General features: G+C 37.5%; 23 protein-coding genes, 1 tRNA gene and 1 pseudogene. 21 read left to right on the top strand and 4 right to left on the bottom strand.

Annotated elements, in window-relative coordinates:
- Positions 1-14 precede the first annotated feature (14 nt).
- From rpsR to FC56_RS01175, 6 genes are all read left to right on the top strand, one after another.
- Positions 15-251: a 30S ribosomal protein S18 gene (gene rpsR / locus FC56_RS01200; RefSeq protein WP_054670163.1), complete on the top strand. Its 237-nt coding sequence runs from the start codon at positions 15-17 to the stop codon at positions 249-251.
- A 518-nt stretch (positions 252-769) separates the two neighbouring features.
- A complete protein-coding gene (locus FC56_RS01195) occupies positions 770-2,794 on the top strand; it encodes a DHH family phosphoesterase (protein WP_082620536.1) in 2,025 nt (674 codons plus the stop codon).
- A gap of 27 nt (positions 2,795-2,821) precedes the next feature.
- Positions 2,822-3,274: a 50S ribosomal protein L9 gene (rplI, locus tag FC56_RS01190; protein ID WP_056977476.1), complete on the top strand. Its 453-nt coding sequence runs from the start codon at positions 2,822-2,824 to the stop codon at positions 3,272-3,274.
- A 66-nt stretch (positions 3,275-3,340) separates the two neighbouring features.
- A complete protein-coding gene (gene dnaB / locus FC56_RS01185) occupies positions 3,341-4,720 on the top strand; it encodes a replicative DNA helicase (protein WP_056977474.1) in 1,380 nt (459 codons plus the stop codon).
- Positions 4,721-4,844: 124 nt separating this feature from the next.
- Positions 4,845-5,336 carry an RNA polymerase sigma factor gene (locus FC56_RS01180; protein ID WP_056977472.1) on the top strand — a complete coding sequence of 164 codons (492 nt, stop codon included), beginning with the start codon at positions 4,845-4,847 and terminating at the stop codon, positions 5,334-5,336.
- Complete coding sequence (locus FC56_RS01175) at positions 5,329-6,258, top strand: anti sigma factor C-terminal domain-containing protein (RefSeq protein ID WP_056977470.1); 930 nt, start codon at positions 5,329-5,331, stop codon at positions 6,256-6,258. The genes FC56_RS01180 and FC56_RS01175 overlap by 8 nt, the downstream gene beginning before the upstream one ends.
- Positions 6,259-6,330: 72 nt before the next feature.
- Here FC56_RS01175 and FC56_RS01170 read toward each other — a convergent pair whose 3' ends face one another.
- Positions 6,331-7,212: a LysR family transcriptional regulator gene (locus FC56_RS01170; RefSeq protein WP_056977468.1), complete on the bottom strand. Its 882-nt coding sequence runs from the start codon at positions 7,210-7,212 to the stop codon at positions 6,331-6,333.
- A gap of 153 nt (positions 7,213-7,365) precedes the next feature.
- Here FC56_RS01170 and FC56_RS01165 point away from each other — a divergent pair, with 153 nt between their 5' ends.
- Together FC56_RS01165 and FC56_RS01160 are read left to right on the top strand one after the other, a co-directional pair.
- Positions 7,366-8,991: a malolactic enzyme gene (locus tag FC56_RS01165; protein ID WP_056977466.1), complete on the top strand. Its 1,626-nt coding sequence runs from the start codon at positions 7,366-7,368 to the stop codon at positions 8,989-8,991.
- 32 nt (positions 8,992-9,023) lie between these two features.
- A complete protein-coding gene (locus FC56_RS01160) occupies positions 9,024-9,992 on the top strand; it encodes an AEC family transporter (protein WP_056977465.1) in 969 nt (322 codons plus the stop codon).
- Between the two features lie 144 nt (positions 9,993-10,136).
- On the opposite strand, the gene FC56_RS01155 is transcribed toward FC56_RS01160, so the two are convergent.
- Together FC56_RS01155 and FC56_RS01150 are read right to left on the bottom strand one after the other, a co-directional pair.
- Positions 10,137-10,370, bottom strand: coding sequence for a hypothetical protein (locus FC56_RS01155; protein WP_056977463.1), 234 nt, complete (start codon positions 10,368-10,370; stop codon positions 10,137-10,139).
- 193 nt (positions 10,371-10,563) lie between these two features.
- Positions 10,564-10,636: transfer RNA gene (locus FC56_RS01150), tRNA-Lys, on the bottom strand.
- A gap of 279 nt (positions 10,637-10,915) precedes the next feature.
- Here FC56_RS01150 and yycF point away from each other — a divergent pair.
- From yycF to FC56_RS01080, 13 genes and pseudogenes are all read left to right on the top strand, one after another.
- Positions 10,916-11,632, top strand: coding sequence for a response regulator YycF (gene yycF / locus FC56_RS01145; protein ID WP_056977461.1), 717 nt, complete (start codon positions 10,916-10,918; stop codon positions 11,630-11,632).
- Positions 11,633-11,660: 28 nt separating this feature from the next.
- Complete coding sequence (gene walK, locus FC56_RS01140) at positions 11,661-13,517, top strand: cell wall metabolism sensor histidine kinase WalK (protein WP_056977459.1); 1,857 nt, start codon at positions 11,661-11,663, stop codon at positions 13,515-13,517.
- On the top strand, positions 13,507-14,823 hold the full coding sequence (locus FC56_RS01135) for a YycH family regulatory protein (protein ID WP_056977457.1): 1,317 nt from the start codon (positions 13,507-13,509) through the stop codon (positions 14,821-14,823). Before walK ends, FC56_RS01135 begins: the two co-directional genes overlap by 11 nt.
- 18 nt (positions 14,824-14,841) lie before the next feature.
- Entirely contained in the window at positions 14,842-15,666 is an 825-nt protein-coding gene (locus FC56_RS01130) for a two-component system regulatory protein YycI (protein WP_056977455.1), read from the top strand.
- A 38-nt stretch (positions 15,667-15,704) separates the two neighbouring features.
- Positions 15,705-16,493 carry an MBL fold metallo-hydrolase gene (locus FC56_RS01125; RefSeq protein WP_054670342.1) on the top strand — a complete coding sequence of 263 codons (789 nt, stop codon included), beginning with the start codon at positions 15,705-15,707 and terminating at the stop codon, positions 16,491-16,493.
- A 91-nt stretch (positions 16,494-16,584) separates the two neighbouring features.
- Positions 16,585-17,820, top strand: a complete 1,236-nt coding sequence (locus tag FC56_RS01120; protein ID WP_056977453.1) for a S1C family serine protease — start codon at positions 16,585-16,587, stop codon at positions 17,818-17,820.
- Positions 17,821-17,960: 140 nt separating this feature from the next.
- The gene (locus tag FC56_RS01115) at positions 17,961-19,751 is read left to right on the top strand and encodes a glycerophosphoryl diester phosphodiesterase membrane domain-containing protein (protein ID WP_056977451.1); all 1,791 of its coding nucleotides are present in this window, start codon (positions 17,961-17,963) and stop codon (positions 19,749-19,751) included.
- Positions 19,752-20,255: 504 nt separating this feature from the next.
- Positions 20,256-20,735: a 23S rRNA (pseudouridine(1915)-N(3))-methyltransferase RlmH gene (rlmH, locus tag FC56_RS01110; protein ID WP_054670346.1), complete on the top strand. Its 480-nt coding sequence runs from the start codon at positions 20,256-20,258 to the stop codon at positions 20,733-20,735.
- Positions 20,736-20,856: 121 nt separating this feature from the next.
- Entirely contained in the window at positions 20,857-21,519 is a 663-nt protein-coding gene (locus tag FC56_RS01105) for an ArsR/SmtB family transcription factor (RefSeq protein ID WP_054670201.1), read from the top strand.
- A 171-nt stretch (positions 21,520-21,690) separates the two neighbouring features.
- Entirely contained in the window at positions 21,691-22,005 is a 315-nt protein-coding gene (gene trxA / locus FC56_RS01100; protein ID WP_054670204.1) for a thioredoxin, read from the top strand.
- Between the two features lie 18 nt (positions 22,006-22,023).
- The gene (locus tag FC56_RS01095) at positions 22,024-22,350 is read left to right on the top strand and encodes a thioredoxin family protein (RefSeq protein ID WP_054670207.1); all 327 of its coding nucleotides are present in this window, start codon (positions 22,024-22,026) and stop codon (positions 22,348-22,350) included.
- A gap of 193 nt (positions 22,351-22,543) precedes the next feature.
- Entirely contained in the window at positions 22,544-23,314 is a 771-nt protein-coding gene (locus FC56_RS01090) for a hypothetical protein (RefSeq protein WP_054670210.1), read from the top strand.
- Positions 23,315-24,239: 925 nt separating this feature from the next.
- Positions 24,240-24,679, top strand: a pseudogene (locus FC56_RS01080) (GNAT family N-acetyltransferase).
- A 194-nt stretch (positions 24,680-24,873) separates the two neighbouring features.
- Here the strand turns inward: FC56_RS01080 and FC56_RS01075 are convergent.
- Positions 24,874-25,737 carry a DegV family protein gene (locus FC56_RS01075; protein ID WP_056977450.1) on the bottom strand — a complete coding sequence of 288 codons (864 nt, stop codon included), beginning with the start codon at positions 25,735-25,737 and terminating at the stop codon, positions 24,874-24,876.
- Positions 25,738-25,772 lie beyond the last annotated feature (35 nt).

The raw sequence follows: 25,772 nt of genomic DNA, 5'->3' as shown, positions 1-25,772 counted from the left end.
GGAGGAAATAAAACATGGCTCAACAAAGACGTGGCGGCCGTCGCCGTCGTAAAGTTGATTTTATCGCTGCTAACCACATCGAATACATCGACTACAAAGATACTGATTTATTGAAGCGTTTCGTATCAGAACGAGGCAAGATTTTACCTCGTCGTGTTACTGGTACTAGTGCTAAAAACCAACGTAAGCTTACCGTAGCAATCAAGCGTTCCCGTATCATGGGACTTATGCCTTTCGTTGCTGAAGACTAAGCTAATAGCGTAACAAAAAGAACTTATTTGAATTCTCAAATAAGTTCTTTTTTATTTAAATGATTTGACAATTAAGTTTTTGAACCGCATAATTATGGAATAGTGGATATATATCCATAAGTAATGTTATGGTTTAACTTACTATCATAGTTATAGTAGCTTAGATGAGGCAGTTTTTTTGCGGTAATCTTAAATAATGGATTATTAAAATCTGTTAATGATAAACCAAACATGTTATAAAAGGGGTAAGTTAACTGCGACTTGATGTGTAACAACTGAAAAGTTACAGGTAACTAAAAACTATCTATATTATCGTGTAAGGGCATCCTAATTAAGGATGCTTTTATTATTTTTGAATAAACATCGACTAATTTGGGGAGACTTATTGGTTACTAGTAAGTATGTCTAAGAAATTAATATTCGTTTTGAAATTTATAATCAACTTAATGACGCTAAAATATTAGTTTTTATTTTATGGTAAAATAAAGTCAGAACTATCTATAATAAGAGGTTAAATTATGAAAAACGGAAATGAGTCACACCCGAATCAATTACCTCCGTTTATGCGTAACGGACGCCTACGCCGTATTTTAGTGTTCATCGCCATCTTGGTGATCTATAGTGTAGTCGTTTCGTTCTTGTATAATTTTGCGATGGGGGTAACGATTTCTATTATTAGTGTTGTCGGATTGATTTATACCATTACGGCAATGAACGTAATGGGGTCAGAAACTAACCGTTACATTAATGATTTATCGTATCGGATTCACCGTGGCGAGCAAGAAGCATTGCTGGAAATGCCACTAGGGATGCTAGTTTATGATGATGATCAACGGATTGAATGGGTTAATCCGGCATTGCAACAATATTTTGGTCAGGAAAATATTTTAGGTAAACCGCTAGTAGAGGTTGATGAACAGTTGGCGGGAGTAATTGCTAATTTTGATCCTGAAGAAGAAGATCCGGTTATTAACTGGCGTGATCATCGTTTCTCGGTACTGGTTCAAAAAGCTTATAATACTGCTTACTTGCTAGACATCACTAAGTACGTGGAAATCCAAGAGCAGTATGAAGATGAGCGAATCGTTGTGGGACAAGTATTTTTAGATAACTATGATGAAATTACCCAATCATTAACCGATCAAGAAATTTCCAACCTTAGTAACTACGTAACGAATGAATTGGCTACTTGGTCACAAAAATTTGGAATGTATTTGAAACAAGTTGATGATGATCACTTCTTCTTATTAGCCTATGCCAAATCATTGGATGCGATTGAAGCTGATAAATTCAGTGTTTTAGATTCTGTTCGTGAGAGTACTTCTAAACAAAACTTCCCATTAACACTTAGTATGGGAATTTCGTATGGCGATGATGATTTGAATCATTTGGCGGATCAAGCCCAAACCAACTTAGACTTAGCACTAGGACGGGGTGGAGATCAAGTTGTGGTTAAATCCCTTGATGGTCAAGCTCGTTTCTATGGTGGTAAGACTAATCCGATGGAAAAACGGACTAGAGTCCGGGCACGGATGATTTCGCAAGCGTTAAACGAATTGATGAAGGAATCAGATCAAGTATTTGTTCAAGGCCATACTCGTCCTGATATGGATTCATTAGGGGCCTGTTTAGGAATTAGACGAATTGCTGAGATGAATGGGCAAACTTGTTGGATTGTTTTGGACAAAGAACAAATGCATTCTGATATTCAACGCTTATTAGAAGCTATTCAAGAATATCCAGAAATTGAAGATGCGATCATTACTCCAGAAGAAGCGCTTGAAAAGGCTACGGATACTAGTTTGTTAATTATGGTAGATCATTCTAAACCATCAATTAGTATCTCTGAAGCGTTGTATGAGCGGCTATCTGATCGGACAGTGATTATCGACCATCACCGCCGAGGTGAAGAATTTCCAGAAAACCCAATGTTGGTTTATATCGAACCATATGCCTCTTCAACTTGTGAATTGATTACCGAAATGTTTGAGTATCAACCGCACGAGGGCGAACCAATTAATAAGTTAGAAGCGACAGCAATGTTGACTGGGATCTTTATTGATACCCATTCGTTTGCAATGCGCACCGGAACGCGAACCTTCGATGCTGCTAGTTACTTGCGTTCAGCGGGGGCTGACTCTATTGAAATGCAGTCCTTTATGAAGGAAAATATCGATAGTTATATGGCTAGAAACCATTTAATTTCGTTAGTCGATTTCTTTAAGCCGAAAATGGCTTTAATAGTTGGTGAAGATAATGTAGAATACGATTCAGTAACGGCAGCGCAAGCATGTGATTCACTGCTTAGCATGTCCGGCGTGGATGCGGGCTTTATCATCACTAGACGGCCAGATAATCTGATCGGTATTTCGGCTAGAAGTACCGGGGCGATCAATGTTCAAATTATCATGGAGGCCATGGGTGGCGGTGGTCACTTATCTAGTGGTGCTACTCAGTTAGCTGATTTATCAGTTGAAGAAGCTCGTGATATGTTACTTGAAACTATCACTGATATTGAGCATAATAATAACAGTGAAGATTAAATTTTTGAGGATAGTAGGTGTTTAAGAATGAAAGTCATTTTTCTAGAAGACGTTCGGGGTAAAGGTAAACGTGGTGAAATTAAAAACGTACCTGATGGCTATGCTCAAAACTTTTTGATTAAAAACGGCAAAGCCAAAGAAGCTTCTAAGCAAGCCATGAGCGAACTTAAAGGTCAAAAACGGGCAGAACAACGTCATGAAGACGAAGAAATCGCCAGTGCTAAAATGATCAAAAACAAGTTGGAAGCTGACAATACCGTTGTTGAAATTACTGCCAAAGCCGGTACCGATGGTCGGTTATTCGGTTCAATTCCTAGCAAGCAAATTGCTACGGCATTGGATAAGCAGTACCAAATTAAGTTAGATAAACGCAAAATTGAATTACCAGAACCTATTCGGGTAGCTGGCTACACTAATGTTCCTGTTAAGCTTTATACGGACGTAACGGCTACGATTCGGGTTCACGTTACCGAAGCTTAATTTAGCGCCGGAAAAGGGATTACGAGGTTGCTCGTTTAATCCCTTTTGCTGTATTTGGAGAAAATAATGAATAATGAATTTGTAAATGAAGTCCCACCCCAGAACCTGGAAGCGGAAAAGGCCGTTTTAGGGGCCATCTTCTTGAATGGGGATGCGTTGGTAGAGGCATCTGAATATGTGACCGCCAATGATTTTTATAAGCGGGCCCACCAACTAATTTTTACCGCTATGACGGATTTAAATGACCGGGATGAAGCTGTCGATGTTGTTACGATTACCGACCTTTTAACCACTCAAGGTAATTTGGAGAACGTTGGAGGCATTGAATATATTACGGATCTAGCTGCAACGGTGCCTACAGCTGCTAACGTTGCTTATTATGCTAAGATTGTGCGGGATAAGGCAGTGTTAAGACGGTTGATCCAAACCGCTACTAATATCGTCACCGCTGGTTATTCGTCTGAAGAAGACGTAACTACCGTTTTAGATAATGCCGAAAAAGAAATTATGAATGTGGCTGAAAACCGTAACCAAAGCGGGTTCAAGTCGATTCGGGATGTCTTAAATTCTTCGTTTGCTGAAATTGATCGCTTATCGCAAGATGGCGATACGGTCACTGGTTTATCGACCGGCTATCCTGAACTAGACAAGATTACTACGGGGTTACACGAAGATGAGTTAATTATTTTAGCTGCTCGACCAGCCGTCGGGAAAACGGCATTTGCGTTAAACGTGGCCCAAAACGTAGCAACCAAGACCGACAAGGCTGTGGCTATTTTTAGTTTGGAAATGAGTGCTGAATCACTGGTAAACCGGATGCTGTGTGCAGAAGGTAGTATTGATGCTAATCATTTGCGAACTGGTAACTTAGCCGAAGATGAATGGCAAAACTTGATTGTGGCAATGGGCAGTTTATCCAAAGCTAACATCTACATCGATGATGCAGCCGGAGTGAAAATGTCTGAAATTCGTGCTAAATGTCGCCGGTTAGAAAAAGAAACTGGTAACCTAGGTATGATCGTGATTGATTACTTGCAACTGATTGAAGGTACCAATCATGAAAACCGGCAACAAGAAGTTTCCGATATTTCTCGGCAATTAAAGAAGCTGGCTAAAGAATTACACGTTCCAGTTATTGCATTGTCCCAGCTTTCTCGTGGTGTGGAACAACGCCAGGATAAACGACCAGTTTTGTCTGATATTCGAGAATCTGGTTCAATCGAACAAGATGCTGACATCGTAGCGTTTCTGTATCGTGACGATTATTATGAACGAGATGGCGGCGATGATGACGATGATGGTGGCAGTGAAGCTGATGACCAAAACGTTGGGGAAGTTGAAGTCATTTTAGAAAAAAATAGATCTGGTCCTCGTGGAACGGTCAAATTATTATTTGTAAAATCGTATAATAAATTCTCTTCGATTGCTTACGTACCGGGAGGATAAAAATAAAAAAGATCACCAATTTTTAAGTTGGTGATCTTTTTTATTGGGAAGAAAAACAGAAAAATTTAAAATTGGCCGTTACTTTTGAAGCTGCTATTCGTTGTATAAGTGTAAGGGAGGTATCATGCGACTTGATGGTTATGAAGAACAGATCAAAGACATCTCATTAGAATTAACCCGCTATTTAGTCCAGCACGGTGCTAATTTAGAAGTGGCAGAGGATGTGGTCCAAAACATATTCGTGAAGGTATTAGAGATGGATTTAATTTTGCCACCGACTGAGATTAGGCCGTATATGTACCAAATGGCCAAGCGGCAATATATTGATTATTATCGACGGCAGCAAAGATTCCAAGTGATTTTAGAAAAATACCTACAGCCAGCTACAAATCAAGCTAATGACACGTTACAGGTAGATCCTCAGGAAAAGAAAATGGTAAAAGCCTTAAAACATTTACCGGATAAAGATCGGCAACTTTTTGTTCAAAAGTACATAGAGCAACGGTCATTAGAGGAAATTGCTGAGGCAAATCACAAAACTCCTGCGGCAATTAAGATGCGTTTGTATCGACTAAGGCAAAAATTAAGAAAGAAAATGGGGGACAACCATGGATAAAAACCAACAATTTGAAAAAATGGCTAGAAGAGTCAGATGGCGGCGCTTGATCACTACCATTTTGATTGTGATCGTTACGGTACCTGTAATTTTAATTCTGGGGTATAAGGCCTCACAGATGCTAGCTGCTTATCAAGTTCAAAAGCTAAATACTGAGATGTGTGGTAGAGAAGAAATTATGGCCCCTAATATTCAAATTAGTGATCAGATGTTGGCCAATAATTCCGTTTGGGGTGGGCAAGTGGTTAGCCATCGGTATAAGGAAATTGATGGTTACCGAGTACCTTGGTCAATGGCAATCGGTAATTATTCTTTGCTTAACAACTCCGTTTTAGCTAATAATATTGGTTCTGTAGATCTAGCTAATTCTGGAGCGTATGATCGAGACACTCAAACTAAGATTCCAGTACTTTATAATAATCGAGTGAAGCGACCAATCGTTAAACCGGCTCAAGAAATTGCTAAAGTTGCTAAAATGAAAAACTACGTGGCAGAAGTAGCCGTTACTTTTGACCATCCGTTAACCTATGCAGAAATTCAGCAAAAATTACCAACCACCATTAAGGCTAATTGGTTATGGCTAGGAGTAAGTGGAAAGGCCGATTCGACCGATATGGAGAATGATTTATTAGGAATTCAACTTGAGAATGGGAAAATCAATGAAGAAGAGTATCAACAGCATCGTCGAACTTTCCAGCAGGCTTCAAAGTTGGAATTGCTTGATTACGATGGTTTTGATATGGCGAAATACGTGCAGCAGTATGCACAAAAATATCCTAAGCTCAAGCAAGCTAAATTTGCAGGGATGATTGTAAGTGGTAGAAGTGAAGAGTTTAAAGCGTTGGCCAACCAATCTTGGATTACAGCAAGTTCAGTGGGAGCTGCGGTTAAGCGAGTACCTTATCAGCCAGTAAGTTATTAAACGACACTATAAATTATATGTAGATTCAAAAACCCCAGAAAGGCTAAGACCTTCTGGGGTTTTTTATGATGGTTAATGATAGTTGGTTAAATTTAAAATCCAGTCAATTACTTGACGTTCAAAGTCTGTTATTAGGTGATCACTTCTATAAGCAATGCTCATATGGAAATGGGGTTGAGAATCATCAGCCAATTCAATTGCGTGTACGTCTTCTGTAATAGCAGTTTCTGCTAGTAGACTAATGCCAACGTCATTTTGAACCATTCTTTGAACTACTTGAGGGTCGTTGCTTTTAAATATAATTTTCGGGCGGAAATGGTTTAGGTGACTCAGTTGTTTCAGGGCTTTATCATGGACGAAATTTTCACTCAATGTGATAAATGATTGCCCTTTAAGTTCCTTAAAAGAGATTTTAGTCAGAGAAGCCAAGGGAGAGTTTTGACTAACGATAATCTTAAAGTTAGATTGAGCAAATTCTTGAGCGTGAAGTGATTCTTGATTGAGGGGGACAACTGAACCTAATAATGCTAAATCTAGTGAGCCATTATTCAATAAATTAATTAACTCTGCAGACCCACGTTCAACCGAAATTACTTGGTTTAAAAGATCATGTTGGTTAAGTAGGGCAGCAAGTTGAGGAAAATATTTTTGCCCAATAATGGGTGGTAAACCGAATTTAATTTTTTGATGATTAATGGAATTAATCTGATTTTTAGCAATCTCAAGATGGTTTAGAATGGCGGCAACGTGGACGGCTAATTGTTTACCACTTGTGGTAACGGATAAATGGTTCCTTCCCGGATCGCGCATAAATAAGATAGTATTTAATTCTGCTTCGAGTCGCTTGATGGCCATAGTAATGGTAGGCTGACTTACCTTAAAATCAGCCGCAACTATTGAAAAATTCCTTTTCTCTACTAAATCTTGAAAATATTCTAATTCTTTAATATTCATTTTATATTCTCCCAAAACATTTGAGGCTATTATAGCCTAAATAACAGGTTTTTTAAATTAATTATCAATTTTTTTTATACTTATAAATAAGTTTGACTATAATTTTTGTCAGGGATTAGACTAACCCAGTTAATTAAAACAGGAGGCGGGAAAATGACTAATCCAGTGGCAATTTTAAATAATCCATTTTTAAATAAAGGAACGGCTTTTACCAAACAAGAACGACAAAACTTAGGTTTACAAGGACTACTACCACCAAAGGTACAAAATTTATCAGAACAAGTTGAACAAACTTATGCTCAATTTCAGCACAAGGGAAGCGACTTGGATAAGCGGATCTTTTTGATGGATATTTTTAACGAAAACCGAGTACTATTTTATAAATTATTTAGCGAACACATTGTAGAATTTATGCCAATCGTATACGATCCTACGATTGCAACCACCATTGAAAACTATAGTGAATTATATGTTCAATCTCAAAACGCAGTTTATCTTTCTATTGATGAACCAAAAAACATGGAACAAACTTTGCGAAATGCAGCTGATGGACGCGACATTCGTTTAATTGTTGTAACCGATGCCGAAGGAATTTTGGGAATTGGTGACTGGGGCACTAACGGAGTAGATATTTCGGTCGGAAAGTTAATGGTTTATACGGCTGCTGCAGGAATTGATCCTAGCCAGGTAATGCCAGTAGTTTTGGATACTGGTACTAACAACTCCAAGTTGCTAAACGATAAATTATACCTAGGTAACCAACACGAACGGGTTACCGGCGATCGGTTCTATGACTTTGTTGATCAATTTGTGCAGACTGCTGAACGTCTTTTCCCAAATCTTTATTTGCATTTTGAAGATTTTGGTCGGGATAATGCGGCAAACTTGTTAAACAAGTACAAAGACCAAATCACCACTTTTAATGATGATATTCAAGGAACCGGGATCATCGTCTTGGCGGGAATCTTAGGTGCGTTAAACATTTCTAAGCAAAAGATGACTGATCAAATTTATCTTTGTTTTGGAGCTGGCTCTGCAGGGGCCGGAATTACTAAACGGATTTTTGATGAATTCGTTCAAGAAGGAATGGCACCCGAAGAAGCTAAAAAGCATTTCTACATGGTAGATAAACAAGGACTATTATTTGACGATGATAGTACTTTAACACCAGAACAACGGGAATTTGCTCGCTCTCGCTCTGAATTTGAAAATGCTGATCAATTGGATAATTTAGCAGCTGTTGTAAGCGAAATTCACCCTACGGTAATGGTGGGAACTTCCACTCAACCAGGAACGTTTACTGAAGAAATTGTAAAAGACATGAGTGCTAATACTGACAGGCCAATTATTTTCCCACTTTCCAACCCAACCAAGTTGGCTGAAGCAACTGCTGAAGATTTAATCAAGTGGTCAGATGGCCGAGCATTAGTTGCAACTGGAATTCCAGCCGCTGATGTTGAATACAAAGGGGTTACTTATCATATTGGTCAAGCTAATAATGCTTTGGTTTACCCTGGTCTTGGCTTAGGGGTGATTGCTTCTACAGCAAAAGTTTTAAATGATGAAATGATCTCAGCTGCTGCTCATTCTTTGGGTGGAATTGTGGATCCAACTCAAGCTGGTGCCGCTGTTTTACCACCAGTTTCTAAGTTAGATCAATTTTCACAAACCGTTGCGTTGGCAGTTGCCAATAGCGTTGTAGAACAAGGACTGAACCGCGAATCAATTTCAGATGTTAAGGCTGCTATTGATGATACTCGCTGGGAACCTAAATATTAATCTAAAATGAATAAAGAAGGAAAGTGAACTTTTTGGGAGCTTTTATGACCTCCGTAGCCAGTGTTTTTACCATTCTATTAATGATGGCACTGGGATATCTCTTAACCAGTTTAGGCTGGTTTGATGAAAACTTTAGTGGCAGCCTATCCAAATTAATTATGAATGTGGCTTTGCCCGCCAATATTTTCATGTCTGTCATGTCAAACTTAACGGTTAATAAGTTAGTCAGCTTATCTAGTGGCTTAATCTATTCTTTTGCTGCTGTGATAATCGGCTACGTGATTGCCTACTTGGTAGTCAAAATTGCTAGAATTCGTCCTGGACGTCGGGGTGTTTTCATGAATATGGTGGTTAACGCTAATACCATTTTTGTGGGATTGCCTTTAAATCTTGCTTTGTTTGGTTCCAAAAGTATGCCTTATTTTTTGGTCTACTATGTAACTAATACTGTATCTACTTGGGCGTTCGGGGTCTTCTTAATTTCTAATGATGATCCTACAAAGCAAAAGGGACAGAAAGCAGAAACAAAATTTAACTGGAAAAAGTTATTACCTGCGCCCTTATTAGGTTTTATAGTTGCCCTTTTGTGGTTATTCTTAAAGCTACCGGTACCTAATTGGGCAGGCAATACGCTAAACTACGTCGGAAGTCTAGTTACACCGTTGTCTTTAATTTATATTGGAATTGTATTGCATAATGCGGGACTAAAAAGTATCAAATTTGATCGCGATACGCTCTTAGGCTTAATAGGAAGATTTATTGTTACACCTGCCATTATGGTTTGTTTAATTCTATTGGGATCCCACCTCGGTCATGGGTTACCATCTATGGAAATGCAGACCTTAGTAGTTCAAGCAGCTGCACCAGCTTTAGCAGTAATGCCAATATTAGCCAATGAAGCTCACGGGGATGTAGAGTATGCCACTAATTTAGTAACTACCAGTACGGTATTATTCATTGTGGTAGTTCCAATCGTGATGACATTAATTCAATTTATTTAATTATAAAAAGCCCATAACGATAAAAGTTATGGGCTTTTTTATCCACAAGTGGATAAACTAATTAATTTCACTAAAAAAGTTATCCCCACTTTTGGGAATAATAAAAAAGTTTCGGAATTAGCAATCCGAAACTTAGGTAAAAGCTCATTCAGTTTTATCTTTAGTAAAGAAATTAATTAATAATGATGCGATGAAAAAGATCAACAATAGTAAAGCAAAGAAGATAACCTGAGCTACAAAGCCGCTCATTCCCCAACCGATGAATGTATTAACGACTTGGCTCTTGAACATTAGGATAAATATAATCACAAGTACTAACACAATGGCATTTAAAATTTTAGCTAACTTATTTTCTTGTTTTGGTTGATGACTTTCCATAGTAGATCCCTCCTAAAATAAATATAAATTCCCCTGATAATAAAAGCTCATAACTAGATTACGATCTTTTATTACAGTTATTATATTCCTTTTAGGTATTGGAAGTTTATAAAACGACTTATGGCTAATTAAGCACAAAAAAATACCAATCATGGCTTACGCGGCATGACTGGTATTTAGTGAATATATGTAATGGGCAGTCAGGGGCTCGAACCCTGGACCCACGGATTAAGAGTCCGTTGCTCTACCAACTGAGCTAACTGCCCATCGCTAATCGACTTAATAATAGTACCATAGGATTTTATGGTGTGCAAGGGTTTCTTACGAAAAAAATAAAAAAATCTTCAGTTGGTATTTATAGGGAGGATTATTTTTTTAAATCATTGGTTTTGTTTAACTTTGATTTCAAAACTTTTGCAAATCTATTGCTGATTGATAGCTATGTTATAATATGGGCGTGTCGGAAGTTTTAATTACGACTCATTAAATGAAGGCAAATAACTTTAAAAATTGAATTTAAACAAACGAATAGGAGCTAACTTAATATGGCTAAAAAAGTTTTAGTGGTCGATGATGAAAAACCGATTGTAGACATTGAAAAATTTAATTTGGAAAAAGAAGGCTATGAAGTTGGAGTGGCTTACGATGGTGAAGAAGCGATCCAAAAGGTAACTGATTTTGATCCGGATCTAATCATTTTAGATTTGATGTTACCTAAAGTGGACGGGCTAGAAGTTGCTCGAGAAGTCCGAAAGACTAAGGATACGCCAATCATCATGGTAACTGCTAAGGATTCTGAATTAGATAAAGTGTTAGGGCTAGAATTAGGGGCTGATGATTATGTTACCAAGCCGTTTTCTAACCGTGAACTGGTAGCCCGAGTTAAGGCTAATTTGCGGCGCCAAAGTAGTGCTGCTGCTAGCGCTGAAAGTGATAATGACAACAAAGATATCGTTATCGGCGACTTGGTAATTCATCCGGAAGCCTATTCCGTTTCTAAGCGCGGTGAAAACATTGAATTAACCCATCGGGAATTTGAATTGCTTCATTACCTAGCCCAACACATTGGTCAAGTAATGACTCGGGAACATTTGCTACAAACCGTTTGGGGTTATGACTACTTTGGAGATGTTCGGACCGTGGATGTTACCGTCCGGCGACTACGTGAAAAAATCGAAGACAATCCAAGTCACCCAGTCTGGTTAGTCACCCGGCGTGGGGTAGGGTACTATCTACACAACCCAGAAAGTGATCAAGCTTAATGAATATTTTGAAAGGTAAGAGCTAGTGGTGAACAATCGAATCAAATTTTATCAATCAATCAAATTTAAAATCGCGCTAGTTTTTGCCTTGGTGCTATTAGTTACCTTGGAAATCGTTGGCGCGGTTTTCGTGCGTCAATTGGAACATCAAAACCTTTCGACGTTTAAAAATCAGATTCAATTACAGTCCTACGTTACCAACTCCTTAATTACGGAGCTTAGTCGTTCGGACGAAACGGCGGCCGATCTTAGAATTAAAACCATTTTGGATGACTCTGATAATACTAATACCGCTCAAATTCAAGTGATTGATAATAAAGGGACTATTCGAGGAACTAATCAGGTTAATAACCAGTCGATAGTGGGGCAAAAAACGACTGATAATAACATTAAAAGTGCGATTTATAATAGTCGAACTATCGAAAAAAACACCTATGATTCTAATAGCAATACTCGTTACTACACCCTAATTACGCCGTTAATTAAGAGCTCTGGTAATAATAATAGTGAAATTGTCGGGGTAGTTTATATTAAGGCTAGCCTAGATCAGGTTTACAAAAACATCAGTAGTATCACTGTGATTTACCTATTTGCAGCAACTATTGCGATTATTTTGGGGCTGATCATTGCGATCGTTATTTCCGGTGCTATCACCCGACCAATTGAAGAAATGAAAAAGCAAACCATGCGGATCGCTAGGGGAGACTACTCTGGTCAGGTTCATGTTTATGGTAATGATGAATTGGGCCAATTAGCCGGTGCGGTAAATAACTTATCTGTGCGGGTAGAAGAATCCTATGAATCGACTGAATCCGAGCGGCGCCGACTAGATTCGGTGCTGGCTAACATGACTGATGGGGTGTTAGCAACTGATCGGCGCGGAAACGTTATTATCATTAACGATACCGCAGCTAGTTTCTTAGACATGCCAGAAGACCAAGCTCTCGGACAGTCCATCTTAGATGTTTTAGATATCCATAAGGATTACAGTTTACGGGAATTACTGGAGAAACCAGATGAATTAATTTTGGATTTTTCAGATGATGATCACAATATGATTTTGCACGCTCATTTCTCATTAATTCAACGGGAATCCGGTTTTATTAGTGGGCTAGTTTGTGTGCTTCATGATATTACCGAACAACAAAAGATTGATGCTGATCGGAAACAATTTGTTTCTAACGTTTCTCATGAATTGCGGACACCATTAACTAGTGTGCGGTCTTACATTGAAGCTCTATCTGATGGGGCTTGGCAAGATCCTAAGTTAGCGCCGAAGTTCTTGAAGGTCACTGAAGATGAAACCGATCGAATGATTCGGATGATCAACGATCTATTGACCTTGTCACGAATGGATTCGGGAACTCAAAAGATGAATACTGAATTGGTCAATATCAACGAACTCTTCAATTACATTTTGAACCGTTTCGACATGATCTTACAAAAGGATGAACATCCCGAAAAAACCTACACCATCAAACGCATTTTTACTAAACGTGATTTATGGGTTGATTTGGATACCGACCGTTTCACTCAAGTGTTAGATAACCTCATGAACAACGCGATTAAGTACTCTCCAGATGGTGGCATAATCACTTGTCGCCTCTATGAAACTCGAAATAAAGTTATTTTAAGCGTTAGTGACCAAGGATTGGGAATTCCGCGTAAAGACATTCCTCACATCTTTGACCGATTCTACCGGGTTGATAAAGCCCGTTCTAGAAAACAAGGTGGGAGTGGTTTAGGACTCGCTATTTCTAAGGAAGTGGTAGAAGCGCTAGGGGGCCAATTATGGGCTGAAAGTGTTGAAGGTCGAGGTTCTACGTTCTATATCGCCCTACCTTATGAACCGTTAGCAGAGGAGGATCTTTGGGATGAAGTTTAGAAAATACCTGTTGCCTACCTTACTGACAATAGCGGTTTTACTAAGTTTGGCGTTGTCAGTAGCCATGTGGTTAAATCCTGCTCGATACGGTAGCCGGCAGCAAAATAATACTAAGACCCCCGCTAAAACTGAATCGGTTAATAAGTCCATTGGCTACGTTTATAGCCCGGTTCAAGCGGTGTATGCTGATCAAAATGGTAACCAAGAGTTATTGATTAACACTTCAGTGAATACCGTGGCAGAAATTAAACACCAAATGCATGATTACCAAGATGCTAGTCTAAAGACTATTAGTTCTAAGTCTAAGGGAAACTACGTTGAAGCGTTGGAACGACCAAATAGTTTCTTATTAAATTATACAAGCACGGTTACTATGAAAATGGTAGACGCCTTTGTTAATAACCGTTTCAAGGATTTACCTAATTATGAAGTAGACCATATTGTCGTTCCAACTGACGATAGCGAGCATTTGTACTTATTGGCGGATAAAGAGTATAAAATCTATCGGATAAGCATTAAAAAGCATAATCTTGAGGGACTTCAACAAATTATGCAAGGTGGCAACATCCGGAAAGTTCCAGCTGCCGTGCATATGCTGAATAATAAACCCAATGTTTACACTGAAAATAGCTTTACCCTACAACCTTATCGTTACTTAGTAAGCAGTCAATCGGAGGATTATTACGTTAGCCGTTTACTAAACGGTGAAAATTCACAAAACGTACGGGTGAAAAAGCAAGGTAATAATACCAGCTATACCGATGGTAATAACCGGCAATTAAACTTTAATGAAAAGCAAAAGATGGTTAATTATAGTGACTTTCAGGCTAAACCAGGAAGCTTATCTCTTACTAGTTTGCTGACTGGTGGGTACAATAATTTGGTTACCTTAGGAGTTTCTTTGGATAACGTCCGTTTATATGACCATAATTTAAATAGCCACATGATAACCTATCGTTATTTCGTAGAAGGGTTTCCGGTCTTTGGAAATAATGGTCAAGGATCAATTACCATGCAAAACGTTAATACAGAAACGGTCCGGTATCGTTTCCCATTAACTAGTCCCCAAGTACCGATTCCTAACGGCAATTCCACGGTAACAATGTTGCCAACCCAAACGGTAATTGACCGGTTAAAGGAATTGGGTTATAAAGAGCGCTCAATTAGTCAAATTCATATTGGGTATAGCCTGAAGAAGGATTCTTCTTCTATGCTCGTTAAACTAACTCCGGAATGGTATATCAAATACAATGGCAAGTGGCAAAGTTATAGTCAAATGAGTGGAACAACGGTGACGACTAATTAATGAAAGGGGGGCGCGTCATTGAACTTTAAGCGAGTGGAAATTATTTTTCTATTTACCTTTTTGGCGATTGATATCTTCTTGTTTGGGATGTATCAACAAAATCAGAATCTTCAATCTGAAAATGTTTCGCAAGGAGACAGCAATTCCACGATTATTAAGGAAATGAAAAATGATCAGATTAAGGTGGGAAAGTTGTCTGATGAAGAACAGGCAGCTTACTATGTTTCTGGAACCAGAACCAATACATTACAGCAAAAAATGGGTCAGTTAACCAATCAAAGTACCAGCTTTAATGATTATGAATTGACCAGTGAATTTACTCAGCCAATTAATGTGGCGCAAGATGCTCCCCAAGAAACGATTAATAAAATGCTGACTGATTCTACGTTCATCTTGTATGGTCAGCAGTATCAGTATAGTAAAGAGTTATCAGACGCTAATACGTTGGTATATACTCAAAAAGCTTTAGGGCGTAATATTTACTCAGCAGTTGGGCAAATTCGATTTGAAATTAACGACCAACACCAGTTAATCGGCTATACTCAAAGGTACTTGGAAGATATTAAGAGTTTGCGGGAAAAATCGGAAACCATCTCCGAAGAACGCGCACTAATCTGGTTGTACCAGTACAACGAAATTCCTAATAATACCCGCATCAAATGGTCAAAATTGGAGTACACTAAGTTGGTTAATATTGACGATAATTGCGTTTTGATTCCGACTTGGGTAGTGGCGATTAAGTATAATAACTCGCCAACCATTCAAATCAAACGGATTAACGCCTTTACAGGAAGTATCATTAAAGATTCCACTTCAAATATTAAAGCAGCAACAAATAGTTAAAAAGGAAGACGGCAAACTTGCAAACTCAAAATGATGACATGAAAATTTCAGTGTTAGCTAGCGGCAGCACGGGTAACGTTACTTACATCGAAACACCAGAACATAAGGTATTATTAGATGCCGGTCTTAGTGGCAAAAAGATCGCGGAGTTAATGGCTTCTATTGGTCGTGATTTGCACGACGTGGATACTTTGTTGGTAACCCATGAGCATTCTGATCACCGCCAAAGTGTGGGTGTTTTGGCCCGAAAGTACGGCTTGGATGTCTATGCTAACGAAGGAACTTGGAACGCTATGGACGGCAAAATTGGCAAAGTACCGTTGGAGCAAAAAAACATTTTTCCGGCTAATACGGTGTTAGACTTTGGTGATTTGGATATTGAGAGTTTTTCAGTTTCCCACGATGCTGCAGAACCACAATTTTATGTGTTTCATCATCGGGATAAAGCCTTCGCAGTTTTAACCGATGCGGGTTACGTTTCCGAGCGAATTGAAGGAACTATTAAAGATGCAGATGCTTATTTGTTGGAATGTAACCATGATATCGAAATGCTCCAAAATGGTGAGTACTCTTGGCCACTGAAGCAACGAATTATGGGAGATAAAGGTCATTTGTCTAACGAAGACGGAGCTAACGCGATGTTAGATATTATTGGAAATCGAACTAAAAACGTTTTTTTAGGCCATCGTAGTCAGCATAATAATTTGAAGTCATTGGCGCATTTAACGGTGGCTTCGATTTTGACGGAACACGATATGGGAGTGGGCTATGACTTTAACTTATTTGATACTGATGCAGAAAAAGCATCGAATTTAATCGTCGTTTAAGGTATTTATATGGTTTTTGAGTTAGAATAAATTTAGTTTATATGTGGCACTGGCTACATACCTTAATTTTTCTAGGAGGGAATTCAGGCATATGAGTAATGATTTTGGTAAAATAGTCGCCACTGCTTTAATTGCCGGCGCTTTAGGTGGCGGAATTGTCTATGGTGGAGCTTCATACTTAAATCGAAACGACAGTGGGAATGTTCAAAATTCGGGGGTGCTTTCTCAGGACAATAGCGGAGGCACTGCCAAAGTTAGCAATATGAAAGTTAACTTGTCATCTCAATCTGAAAAAGCTTTTAATTCAACTAAGAATGCTGTAGTTTCCGTTATTAATTTGCAAAAGCAAAGCGATAACGAAGATACTTTGGGAGCTTTGTTTGGTGGTAGCTCATCATCTGACTCTAGTAGCAGTGACAACGATAAGCTAGAGACAAGTAGTGAAGGTTCTGGGGTAATTTATAAGAAGAGCGGAAACACTGCTTATATCGTTACTAATAACCATGTGGTAGAGGGATCTAACGCCCTGGAAATTATTTTAAGTAACGGAAAGAAGTTATCCGCAACAATCGTTGGTAAAGACTCCGTGACGGATTTAGCGGTTATCAAAGTTGATGCCTCTAAGATTAACCAGGTAGCTTCGTTCGGTAATTCTGACAATATCAAAGTAGCAGAACCCGTCCTAGCAATTGGGTCACCAATGGGGTCTGAGTACGCAACCTCAGTTACCCAAGGAATTATCTCTGCCAAGAAACGAGAAGTGGCTCAAACTAATGATAGTGGCCAACAAATTGGTAATGCTACCGTTATCCAAACTGATACTGCAATCAATCCTGGTAACTCTGGTGGGCCATTAATTAATATGGCTGGTCAAGTAATCGGAATTAACTCAATGAAATTATCTGCAGATAGTTCAGGTAACTCCGTTGAAGGGATGGGCTTTTCTATTCCAAGTAACGAAGTAGTTACGATTATTAACCAATTAATTAAAGACGGAAAAGTTAGTCGGCCAGCACTAGGAATTAGTTATACTGACCTTTCTAATATTTCGGAAGATCAACAAAAATCTATTTTGAAACTACCTACTTCAGTAACTAGAGGGGTAGTAGTCTTGAAGGTCAACTCAGACGCTGCGGTTAAGGACGCCGGTATCAAGAAGTATGATGTAATTACCGAAATCGATGGTAAGAAGATGTCTGATCAAAGTACTTTGCGTGACTTATTGTACAAGCACAAGGTGGGCGATACGATCTCTATTACTTATTATCACAACGGTAAAGAAAAGACTGGTAACGTTAAGTTAACTAAGACAACGACAACAGAATAAACTGCTATATGAAAAGGACATCAATTTGATCAAAAAATGATCAAACTGGTGTCCCTTTTGTTTGCTTAACAAGAGGCCTGGGGTCAGTTTTTTGTCAGCAAATATGCTATCGTTAAAGACAAAGTCAAGGGGGAATTAAAATGAATTCATGGCAATTTTTTAAGGAGGCAAATCACCGCTTTTGGCATCACTGGGGGAGCTATATTTCTATAGTTTTCTGGACCACGATGCTGATTGGAGCCGTGGCAGTCCCAGTATTTACCTGGTTGACTAGTTGGATATTGCGAATGGGAAACATCCCATACGTTTCTTACACTAATGCCATCGAAATTATTACTGGCAGTCCTTGGGTAGCACTAGGGTTACTTGCTGAGTTATTAGCTTTAGTAGTTGTAATTTATTGGCAATTTGCTTTTATTTTGTTAAGCATCGTTAATATTAGACAAGAAAAACCGCGAACCTTATGGGCAGTTTTGCGTAAGACGATTTTGAGTTTACAGGGAACTTCTCCGGTAACCTTCTTATTTTTCTTAGGGTATTTTATTATCATTGTTCCGTTTGGCGGCCTGTTATTAAGCAGTCCGTTACTTAATAAGGTTAAGATTCCTGACTTTATTTGGCAATTTTTACTACAAAATCCGGTAGCAACAGTGGCGATCGTTACTTTTTATGTGCTTGTTGGTTATTTAGGGATTCGGTTATTATTAACGTTACCTTTAATGATTATTCAGCAAGTACGAACAGTGCCAGCAATTAGATTAAGTTGGCGAAAAACTCATGGTAGAGTGTGGTTTTACATAGGGAATATTGTGCTAATTGTGGGGACTAAAGCCTTAATCACCATGCTAGTATATTTGCTGGCTTATTTTTCACAGCTGTATTTAGATACCACAAAGTTAGCTTTTGCAGGAGCAATGGTTAATTTGTTCTTGATGGAATTGATTTCGGAATTTATGAACTATTATATGTCTACATTGGTGTTTGGATTAATGATTAGTGGGGCTAACGATTTTAGACAATTACGAGCCGCTAGCTTGTTGCAATTTAGTAGACCTAAGGTTCGCCACTGGCAGCGATGGGTTACTGGAACGGCATTGGTATTTTTAACGGCCAGCATGGTAGCTTTTAATGCAGTGGTATTGAACGGGCATGCTCTGTCTAAACCAATGGCAATTTCACACCGGGGAGTAGATAACGGCAATGGGGTTCAAAATACGATCCCGGCACTCCGCAAAACGGCTAAGGAAAATCCGGACTACGTGGAAATGGATATTCACGAAACTAAAGATCACCAATTTGTGGTAATGCACGATGAGAACTTAGATGATTTGGCGGGGATTGATAAGGAACCACATCAGTTAACCTTGAAACAGCTAACTCGCATTACGGTACGGGAAAATGGCCATAAGGCTAAAATTGCCAGCTTTGATCAATATTTAAAAGTAGCTCATCAAATTCATCAAAAATTATTGGTGGAAATTAAAGTCACACCGTATGATACGCCAAATATGACTAGCCTGTTTATTCAACGTTATCAGCGGACTTTATTAAAGCATCATGACCGTATTCATACATTATCGTATCCAGTTGTTCAACAGCTAAAAAGCCAAGCACCAGATTTATTTGTTAGTTATATATTACCCTACAACTTAACTTTCCCAGAAACCAAAGCGAACGCCTATACAATGGAAGCTACAACGCTTAATGATAGTTTTATCAGTAACGCTAATCAGCGGCACCAACAAGTATATGCATGGACAGTTGATGATATCGATCAAATGGATCAGATGATGTTCTTAGGGGTAGATGGTATTATCACCGATCAATTACACGAGTTACAAGTAGAAATTAAAGATAACACCGATCATCCTAGCTATGCTAATTTGTTGTTGGCGTTAATGAGTGAACTGGGTGCGGATAGTAAAAACTAGTAATTGAGCTAAGCCTAAATTAGTATAACGATAAAATTACGAACACTTTTTTAGTGTAATCGGAATCATTTTCCGTAATTAGATTAAAAGCCGAACAAGAGGAGACTAATGAGTTAAAAAGATTTAGTCAAGTGAAAATTAGCAAAAATAGTCGGTGGATAACTTTGTGGATATCTTCCTGTTGTGAAGCAAAATGGCGTTAAATCGTACTTTAAATGGTGGATTAAGCAAAACTCATTAATCCACAGCTCTTGTGGATAACTTTTTAAAAGGCTAAAAACGGTATTTGTTTGGACACCTAAATGCTGGTATAATGGGATTTGTAAAAAAACAATGCGAACGTACGTTGTGCATTGAGCTGTGGATAAAAAATTTAAGACTTGTATTTAAAAATTAAAGTGCAGTTCAAAAAAACTAACAGGCAGTTGTTAACCTGTGGATAACTCTGTGGACAAACTGTTAAAAACTACCCGGTTGTACACAGAAACGAAAGGAATCCCATTAATGAATATCAAACTCGTAGTTGTCGGTAAACTCAAAGAAAAATATTGGAAGCAGGCTATCGCAGAATATGCTAAACGGCTGGGGCGGTTTTGTAAGTTTGAAATTGTTGAGGTTCCAGATGAGAAAGCTCCAGAATCTTTAAGTGAAGCTGAGATGGCTACCGTAATGGCCAAAGAAGGCAAACGCATTTTAAGTAAAATAAAAGACCGAGAGTACGTCTTTGCACTCGCAATCTTGGGAAAAGAACGTACTTCTGAAGAATTTGCCGCTGAAATTCAGCGGTTAACCACTTATGGTCACTCCGATTTGACCTTTGTGATTGGTGGTTCACTAGGCATGGATCCAGCTGTATTGAAAAGGGCCGACACTCAAATCTCATTTGGCAAGTTCACTATGCCACACCAATTGATGCGTACGGTGCTGACGGAGCAAATCTATCGAGCATTTATGATTAATGAGGGTAGTCCGTATCATAAGTGATGAGTTGAATTATTATAATTAACTCGAGTTGCATTCATTTCAGTGTAAAAGATTGACATATCCACATTTAATCCCTAAACTATTCAACAAAATCATTGAACACGGTTAGGAGGATAATCAAATTTTAGAAGAAGCTACAGTGTACAAAAATAAATTATATAAAGAATTATCCAGAATTGGTAAGGGAATTAGTAATGACAAGCGACTTGAAATCCTAGATTTATTATCACAGTCAGCTAAAACTGTAGAAAGTATTTCAAAGGAAACTGGTCTTAGTTTTGCTAATACTTCGCGACACCTGCAAGTTCTAAAAGATAGTCATCTAGTTAAAGCCGAAAAAAACGGAAATTATGTAGTTTATAGTGTGATATCTCCTCAAATCGTTGAACTAATGCATTTATTAACCTCAGTAGGAGAAAATGAACTATCAGAAATGAAATATATCCAAGATGAAGCTGATAATCAGGATGGCATTAAAACTCTATCATTAGAGGAAGTAGTTGATCGAACTGCTGACACTACTAATAATTTTATTTTAGATGTCCGACCAGAAGATGAATTTTTGGCGGGACACATTGATACAGCAATTAATATCCCATTAGACCATCTTACGGATAATTTTGCTAAATTGCCTAAAAATAAAGTAATAATTGTGTATTGTCGCGGGAGGTTATGCCAAAATTCAAATTTAGCAACTCAATTATTAAATGAAAATGGATTTAATGCATTTAGTTTGAACTCAAGTTATTATGATTGGAAAAGAATCAGCAGCACAATTAGTTAAGACCGCCTTACTTAAATAAGCGGTCTTTTTTGTTGTTTTATTTTTTACTTGCTTGTACTTACAAAAAGTATGTGTTATCATCAAACCATTCAATTGATTAGTTGAATGATTTGATGATTTAATCGAATGTTGAAGAATGATAATTAACCAAAATTAATGAGGAGAATAGACATGATTAAAAATTTAACTGATAAAGATTTTGAAAAAGAAACCAGTACCGGTGTCACTTTAACTGATTTTTGGGCAGCTTGGTGTCCTCCATGTAAAATGCAAGGACCAATTGTTGAAAAACTAGACGAAGAGTTGGGTAACAAAGTCAAGGTGACTAAGATGGATGTTGATGCTAATCAAGAAATCCCAACTAAATTTGGAATCATGTCCATTCCTACTTTAATTGTTAAAAAAGATGGTAAGGTTGTTGAAAAACTGGTTGGGTTACGTACTAAAGACCAATTAACTCAAGTACTATCACAATATACTAATTAATGAAAAGGATCGGTATTCATGAAAAAGTTACCAGTTATTAATAAACTAGAGTTAGAACAAAGGCTCAGCAATGGAAAATATGTAGTTGAGTTTATGGCAGAATGGTGTCCTGATTGTAACTTCATTAAGCCACGTATGCCAGAAATTGAAGCTGATTTTCCGGAATATACTTTTCTTCAAGTGGATAGAGATCAGAATTTAGATTTATTTGAAGAACTTAACGTTTTAGGAATTCCTAGCTTTATCGTATATGAAGATGGAAAAGAAGTTGATAGGCTAGTAAATAAAGCACGTAAGACGAAAGAGGAAGTTGAAGCGTTTATTCGTGATGCAACTAAAGGGTAATTAAGTTACCTTTATCGGCTTAAATTTTAACTATATATTTTTACCATGAGGCTCATCCAGCAGTGACTGGATGAGCTTTTAGTATAAATGGAGAACTGGTATTCACAATATAATGAAACCTGGCCAGAGCATAGTTTAATGTTAAAATACGTTGTATTATATGGACGTAATTTTATAAATTTAGGAGGTTTAAATGGATAAAGAAACAGTTCCTGGATTATTAATTAAATTTGTTGAACCACAGTACGTTGATAATTTTATAAATAATGGAGAATTACATTTTTCACCTTTAGGTTATTTTATTGATTTAGAAAATGAATATGGTGATGATGTTATTGGAGATAAAAGTGAAGGTGCTAGAATTATTAATTTTGATCCTAAACAAAGCAAAACTACGATGATTATTGATGATAAAGAATATATTTTAGATCCTAATGATGTTAATTCAATCAATGTGGAATTTACATATGATACTGTCCGAGAATGGGGAGTTCTATCATTGTGTAACCTTAATGCTAGAGAAGATTTAGAAATTGAAGAATATGATAAAAAAACTGAAAAAGCAGTATTAAAAATAAAGGATAATGTTATTGATGATTTAATAAGATTAAGTGATGATAATAAGCGTATTCCGGTTGTTATTAATGCTAGTGGGTTGCTAAGTGTTATGGATAGTAAGTTTACTCAAAAAGGAAGAAATATTCGGTTACAAAACGTAGAATATTATCCAGAGTCAATTCAGCAAAATATCACGGTAGACGAGTTTAAAGCAGATCCTGGTAAAATAGTATTTTTAAAGCGTGAAAAATATAATTATCAAAGAGAATCACGAATTGCTTTGTTTGAAGATATTGGCAAAAATGGAGAAAATATTTCTATAGGAAGTTTAAAAAAGTGCGCATTTAAATTAGATCCGGTGACAGGATTAAATAATTTTAGGTTAAATGCCATTGTTAAATTTTAATAATTGTTAATGCTACCGCAAGTGTTATTTAAATTACTAAATCAGGTAACCGTGATTACCTAAATTAAGTGTATGTCACATTTACTGAGCAGGTTACTATCGATAAGGAAAATAAATTATTGCACGTTCATATGCGATGATTTAGTCAAAAAGTAGTAGACCAGATTAATGCATTTAAAAAAGTAGAACAAAAACAAGCAGGAATTCCTTTGAGGGTGCCTGCTTGTTAGTATTAAAGTAGGCTAGAAATCAGTATAATAAGTGATGTAAAGGTAATTAGAGATGCAAGTCTGTATCACAAGTGATTAGGTTATTTAATTAAACTAGAGAATAGAAAAAAGAGAACTCAGTTAGTTGAGTTCTCTTTTTTGACTTAGCAATTAAAATTCAAATTGTACATGAAAGACAAAAATATATTCATATATGCCCCAAAGTAATCCGAGAAAAAGGAATAAGATAACAAATTTTTGCCAGGTTGTTACTTTCTCTTGATAATGGAGAGCGAGTCTAACTCCTAGAACTAGGAAAACTATTAATATAATAAAAAGTGGTATTATAATCAGCATTATTGATTTCTCCAAAATATGTATTTATGTAAATGCTCAAACTTATTGATTTAGGGAATTTTTAGATTATAGATTTCATTATGGTTTTAACGAATGTTGAAAATGACATTCTAGATTCCTTGTAGTTTCTATATAATTCACCGATGTTTTGGGCCCAACCGCCATTTATGAAATATGCACTTAACATAACAAGTAAAATTATTGATAAAATCGATAGTATTTTTAACATTGAAAGTTTCTCCTTTTTTTAATTGATAAACTAAAATGTAACACTGGACAATTTTCAATACAATAATGATAATATGATTTTTACATTGTATTTATATTATTAAAAGATATTACGATTAATGAGGTAAAAAATGAAAATTACTGAAGTCAAATACCGCCCAGAAACTCTGATCCAGCAACTTTTATCTGTCTGGGAAAGTTCAGTCAAGGCAACCCACCTTTTTCTATCAGAGAAGAAAATAGCGGATATTAGACAGTATGTTCCACAAGCGTTAACAGAAGTTCAGCGGTTACTTATTATTGAAACCGAAACTCATATTCCGGTAGGCTTTTTGGGAGTTAATAACCAGCATTTGGAAATGCTCTTTGTTGCTGACGAAGAAAGAGGCAAAGGATATGGAAAAAATTACTTAGCTATGGAATTGAAAATTACTCAATTAATGATCTCGCCGTTAATGAACAAAATCCCTTGGCTAAGGGATTTTATGAACATCTAGGATTTAAAACGTATAAAAGAACAAATCATGATGGGCAGGGAAATCCATACCCACTATTGTATATGGAACGTTAAAAAAGTAACTACTCAAAAGAGTGGTTACTTTTTTGGTTCGTATATAGTTAACTTTTAAGCTAACACTGTAAGTTGCTAGCGTAATTGTAAATGTGCTTTGGAAGCGAAGTAGGCTTTTGCTGGAGTAATCATTTTCCCTTTTATTCCTGACAATATAAAAAACCTAATCCGGTAAAGGACTAGGATTTAGTAAATTACATTTCATTAATCCACGCTAATGCAAAGGCGTTATTGCCAACATGAGTTCCAATTACAGGTCCGATTTGGTCGACTTCAGTAGAAACATCGGGAAATCGGGATTTAAAGTCAGCTTCCCACTTTTTAACAGCGGGTTCATTGTTTGTTCCCATTAACATCACGTGTAGTGGATGAGTCCGTTGTTCATAGACGGTCTTAAAACGTTCTTCGATATCAACGAGGGCTTTTTTTATGGTCCGAATTTTGCCAATCGGGATGATTTCGTGGGTGTCTTCGGATAACGTCAAAATCGGTTTGATTTTTAGTAAACCACCAGCAAGAGCTCCGGTTTTACTTAAGCGCCCTCCGGTAACTAGGTTCTTTAGATCATCCACAACAAAGTAAACGCCCATAGAATCACGAAGTTGATTAAGGGTATTGATTATATGGTCTAACGGCACCCCTTCGTTGGCCATGGCAGCCGCAATTTTGACTTGATACCCCATTGGGGACAATGCCATGTGGGAATCGTAGACCACGATTTCAGCATCTTGATAGTTTCTGGTAAACATTCGTAGGTTGTTTACGAAGCCGGTAATTCCAGCAGTCAAATGAATACTGATAATTTGGTCGTAACCCTTTTTAACTAAATCATCATATAGTGAAAGCATAATTTGAGGGGTGGGTGGCGCAGTGGTTGGTAACTTATCCAAAGTGGGTAATTTAGCATAAAATTCGTCATTGCTCATCCCAATGCCTTCGGGGTAGACGTTATTGTTAATCATAAAGGTAATGGGGACTACGAACACGTTCCCAAAAGCCTCAACTTCTGCTGGGGATAGGGTCGCAGTGCTATCAGTTACAATCGCAATTTTACTCACAAGTAAACCTTCCTTAATTAAAAATGGTCAATCAA

The sequence above is a fragment of the Lentilactobacillus senioris DSM 24302 = JCM 17472 genome (assembly GCF_001436555.1).
Taxonomy (GTDB): domain Bacteria; phylum Bacillota; class Bacilli; order Lactobacillales; family Lactobacillaceae; genus Lentilactobacillus; species Lentilactobacillus senioris.
This window is presented reverse-complemented; position numbering and strand designations above follow the sequence as displayed.

What these genes read in the sequence shown, in the direction of transcription:
- rpsR (WP_054670163.1), top strand. Translation starts at nt 15, where the DNA reads ATGGCTCAACAAAGACGTGGCGGCCGTCGCCGTCGTAAAGTTGATTTT.
- FC56_RS01195 (WP_082620536.1), top strand. Translation starts at nt 770, where the DNA reads ATGAAAAACGGAAATGAGTCACACCCGAATCAATTACCTCCGTTTATG.
- rplI (WP_056977476.1), top strand. Translation starts at nt 2,822, where the DNA reads ATGAAAGTCATTTTTCTAGAAGACGTTCGGGGTAAAGGTAAACGTGGT.
- dnaB (WP_056977474.1), top strand. Translation starts at nt 3,341, where the DNA reads ATGAATAATGAATTTGTAAATGAAGTCCCACCCCAGAACCTGGAAGCG.
- FC56_RS01180 (WP_056977472.1), top strand. Translation starts at nt 4,845, where the DNA reads ATGCGACTTGATGGTTATGAAGAACAGATCAAAGACATCTCATTAGAA.
- FC56_RS01175 (WP_056977470.1), top strand. Translation starts at nt 5,329, where the DNA reads ATGGATAAAAACCAACAATTTGAAAAAATGGCTAGAAGAGTCAGATGG.
- FC56_RS01170 (WP_056977468.1), bottom strand. Translation starts at nt 7,212, where the DNA reads ATGAATATTAAAGAATTAGAATATTTTCAAGATTTAGTAGAGAAAAGG.
- FC56_RS01165 (WP_056977466.1), top strand. Translation starts at nt 7,366, where the DNA reads ATGACTAATCCAGTGGCAATTTTAAATAATCCATTTTTAAATAAAGGA.
- FC56_RS01155 (WP_056977463.1), bottom strand. Translation starts at nt 10,370, where the DNA reads ATGGAAAGTCATCAACCAAAACAAGAAAATAAGTTAGCTAAAATTTTA.
- yycF (WP_056977461.1), top strand. Translation starts at nt 10,916, where the DNA reads ATGGCTAAAAAAGTTTTAGTGGTCGATGATGAAAAACCGATTGTAGAC.
- FC56_RS01135 (WP_056977457.1), top strand. Translation starts at nt 13,507, where the DNA reads ATGAAGTTTAGAAAATACCTGTTGCCTACCTTACTGACAATAGCGGTT.
- FC56_RS01125 (WP_054670342.1), top strand. Translation starts at nt 15,705, where the DNA reads ATGAAAATTTCAGTGTTAGCTAGCGGCAGCACGGGTAACGTTACTTAC.
- FC56_RS01120 (WP_056977453.1), top strand. Translation starts at nt 16,585, where the DNA reads ATGAGTAATGATTTTGGTAAAATAGTCGCCACTGCTTTAATTGCCGGC.
- FC56_RS01115 (WP_056977451.1), top strand. Translation starts at nt 17,961, where the DNA reads ATGAATTCATGGCAATTTTTTAAGGAGGCAAATCACCGCTTTTGGCAT.
- rlmH (WP_054670346.1), top strand. Translation starts at nt 20,256, where the DNA reads ATGAATATCAAACTCGTAGTTGTCGGTAAACTCAAAGAAAAATATTGG.
- trxA (WP_054670204.1), top strand. Translation starts at nt 21,691, where the DNA reads ATGATTAAAAATTTAACTGATAAAGATTTTGAAAAAGAAACCAGTACC.
- FC56_RS01095 (WP_054670207.1), top strand. Translation starts at nt 22,024, where the DNA reads ATGAAAAAGTTACCAGTTATTAATAAACTAGAGTTAGAACAAAGGCTC.
- FC56_RS01090 (WP_054670210.1), top strand. Translation starts at nt 22,544, where the DNA reads ATGGATAAAGAAACAGTTCCTGGATTATTAATTAAATTTGTTGAACCA.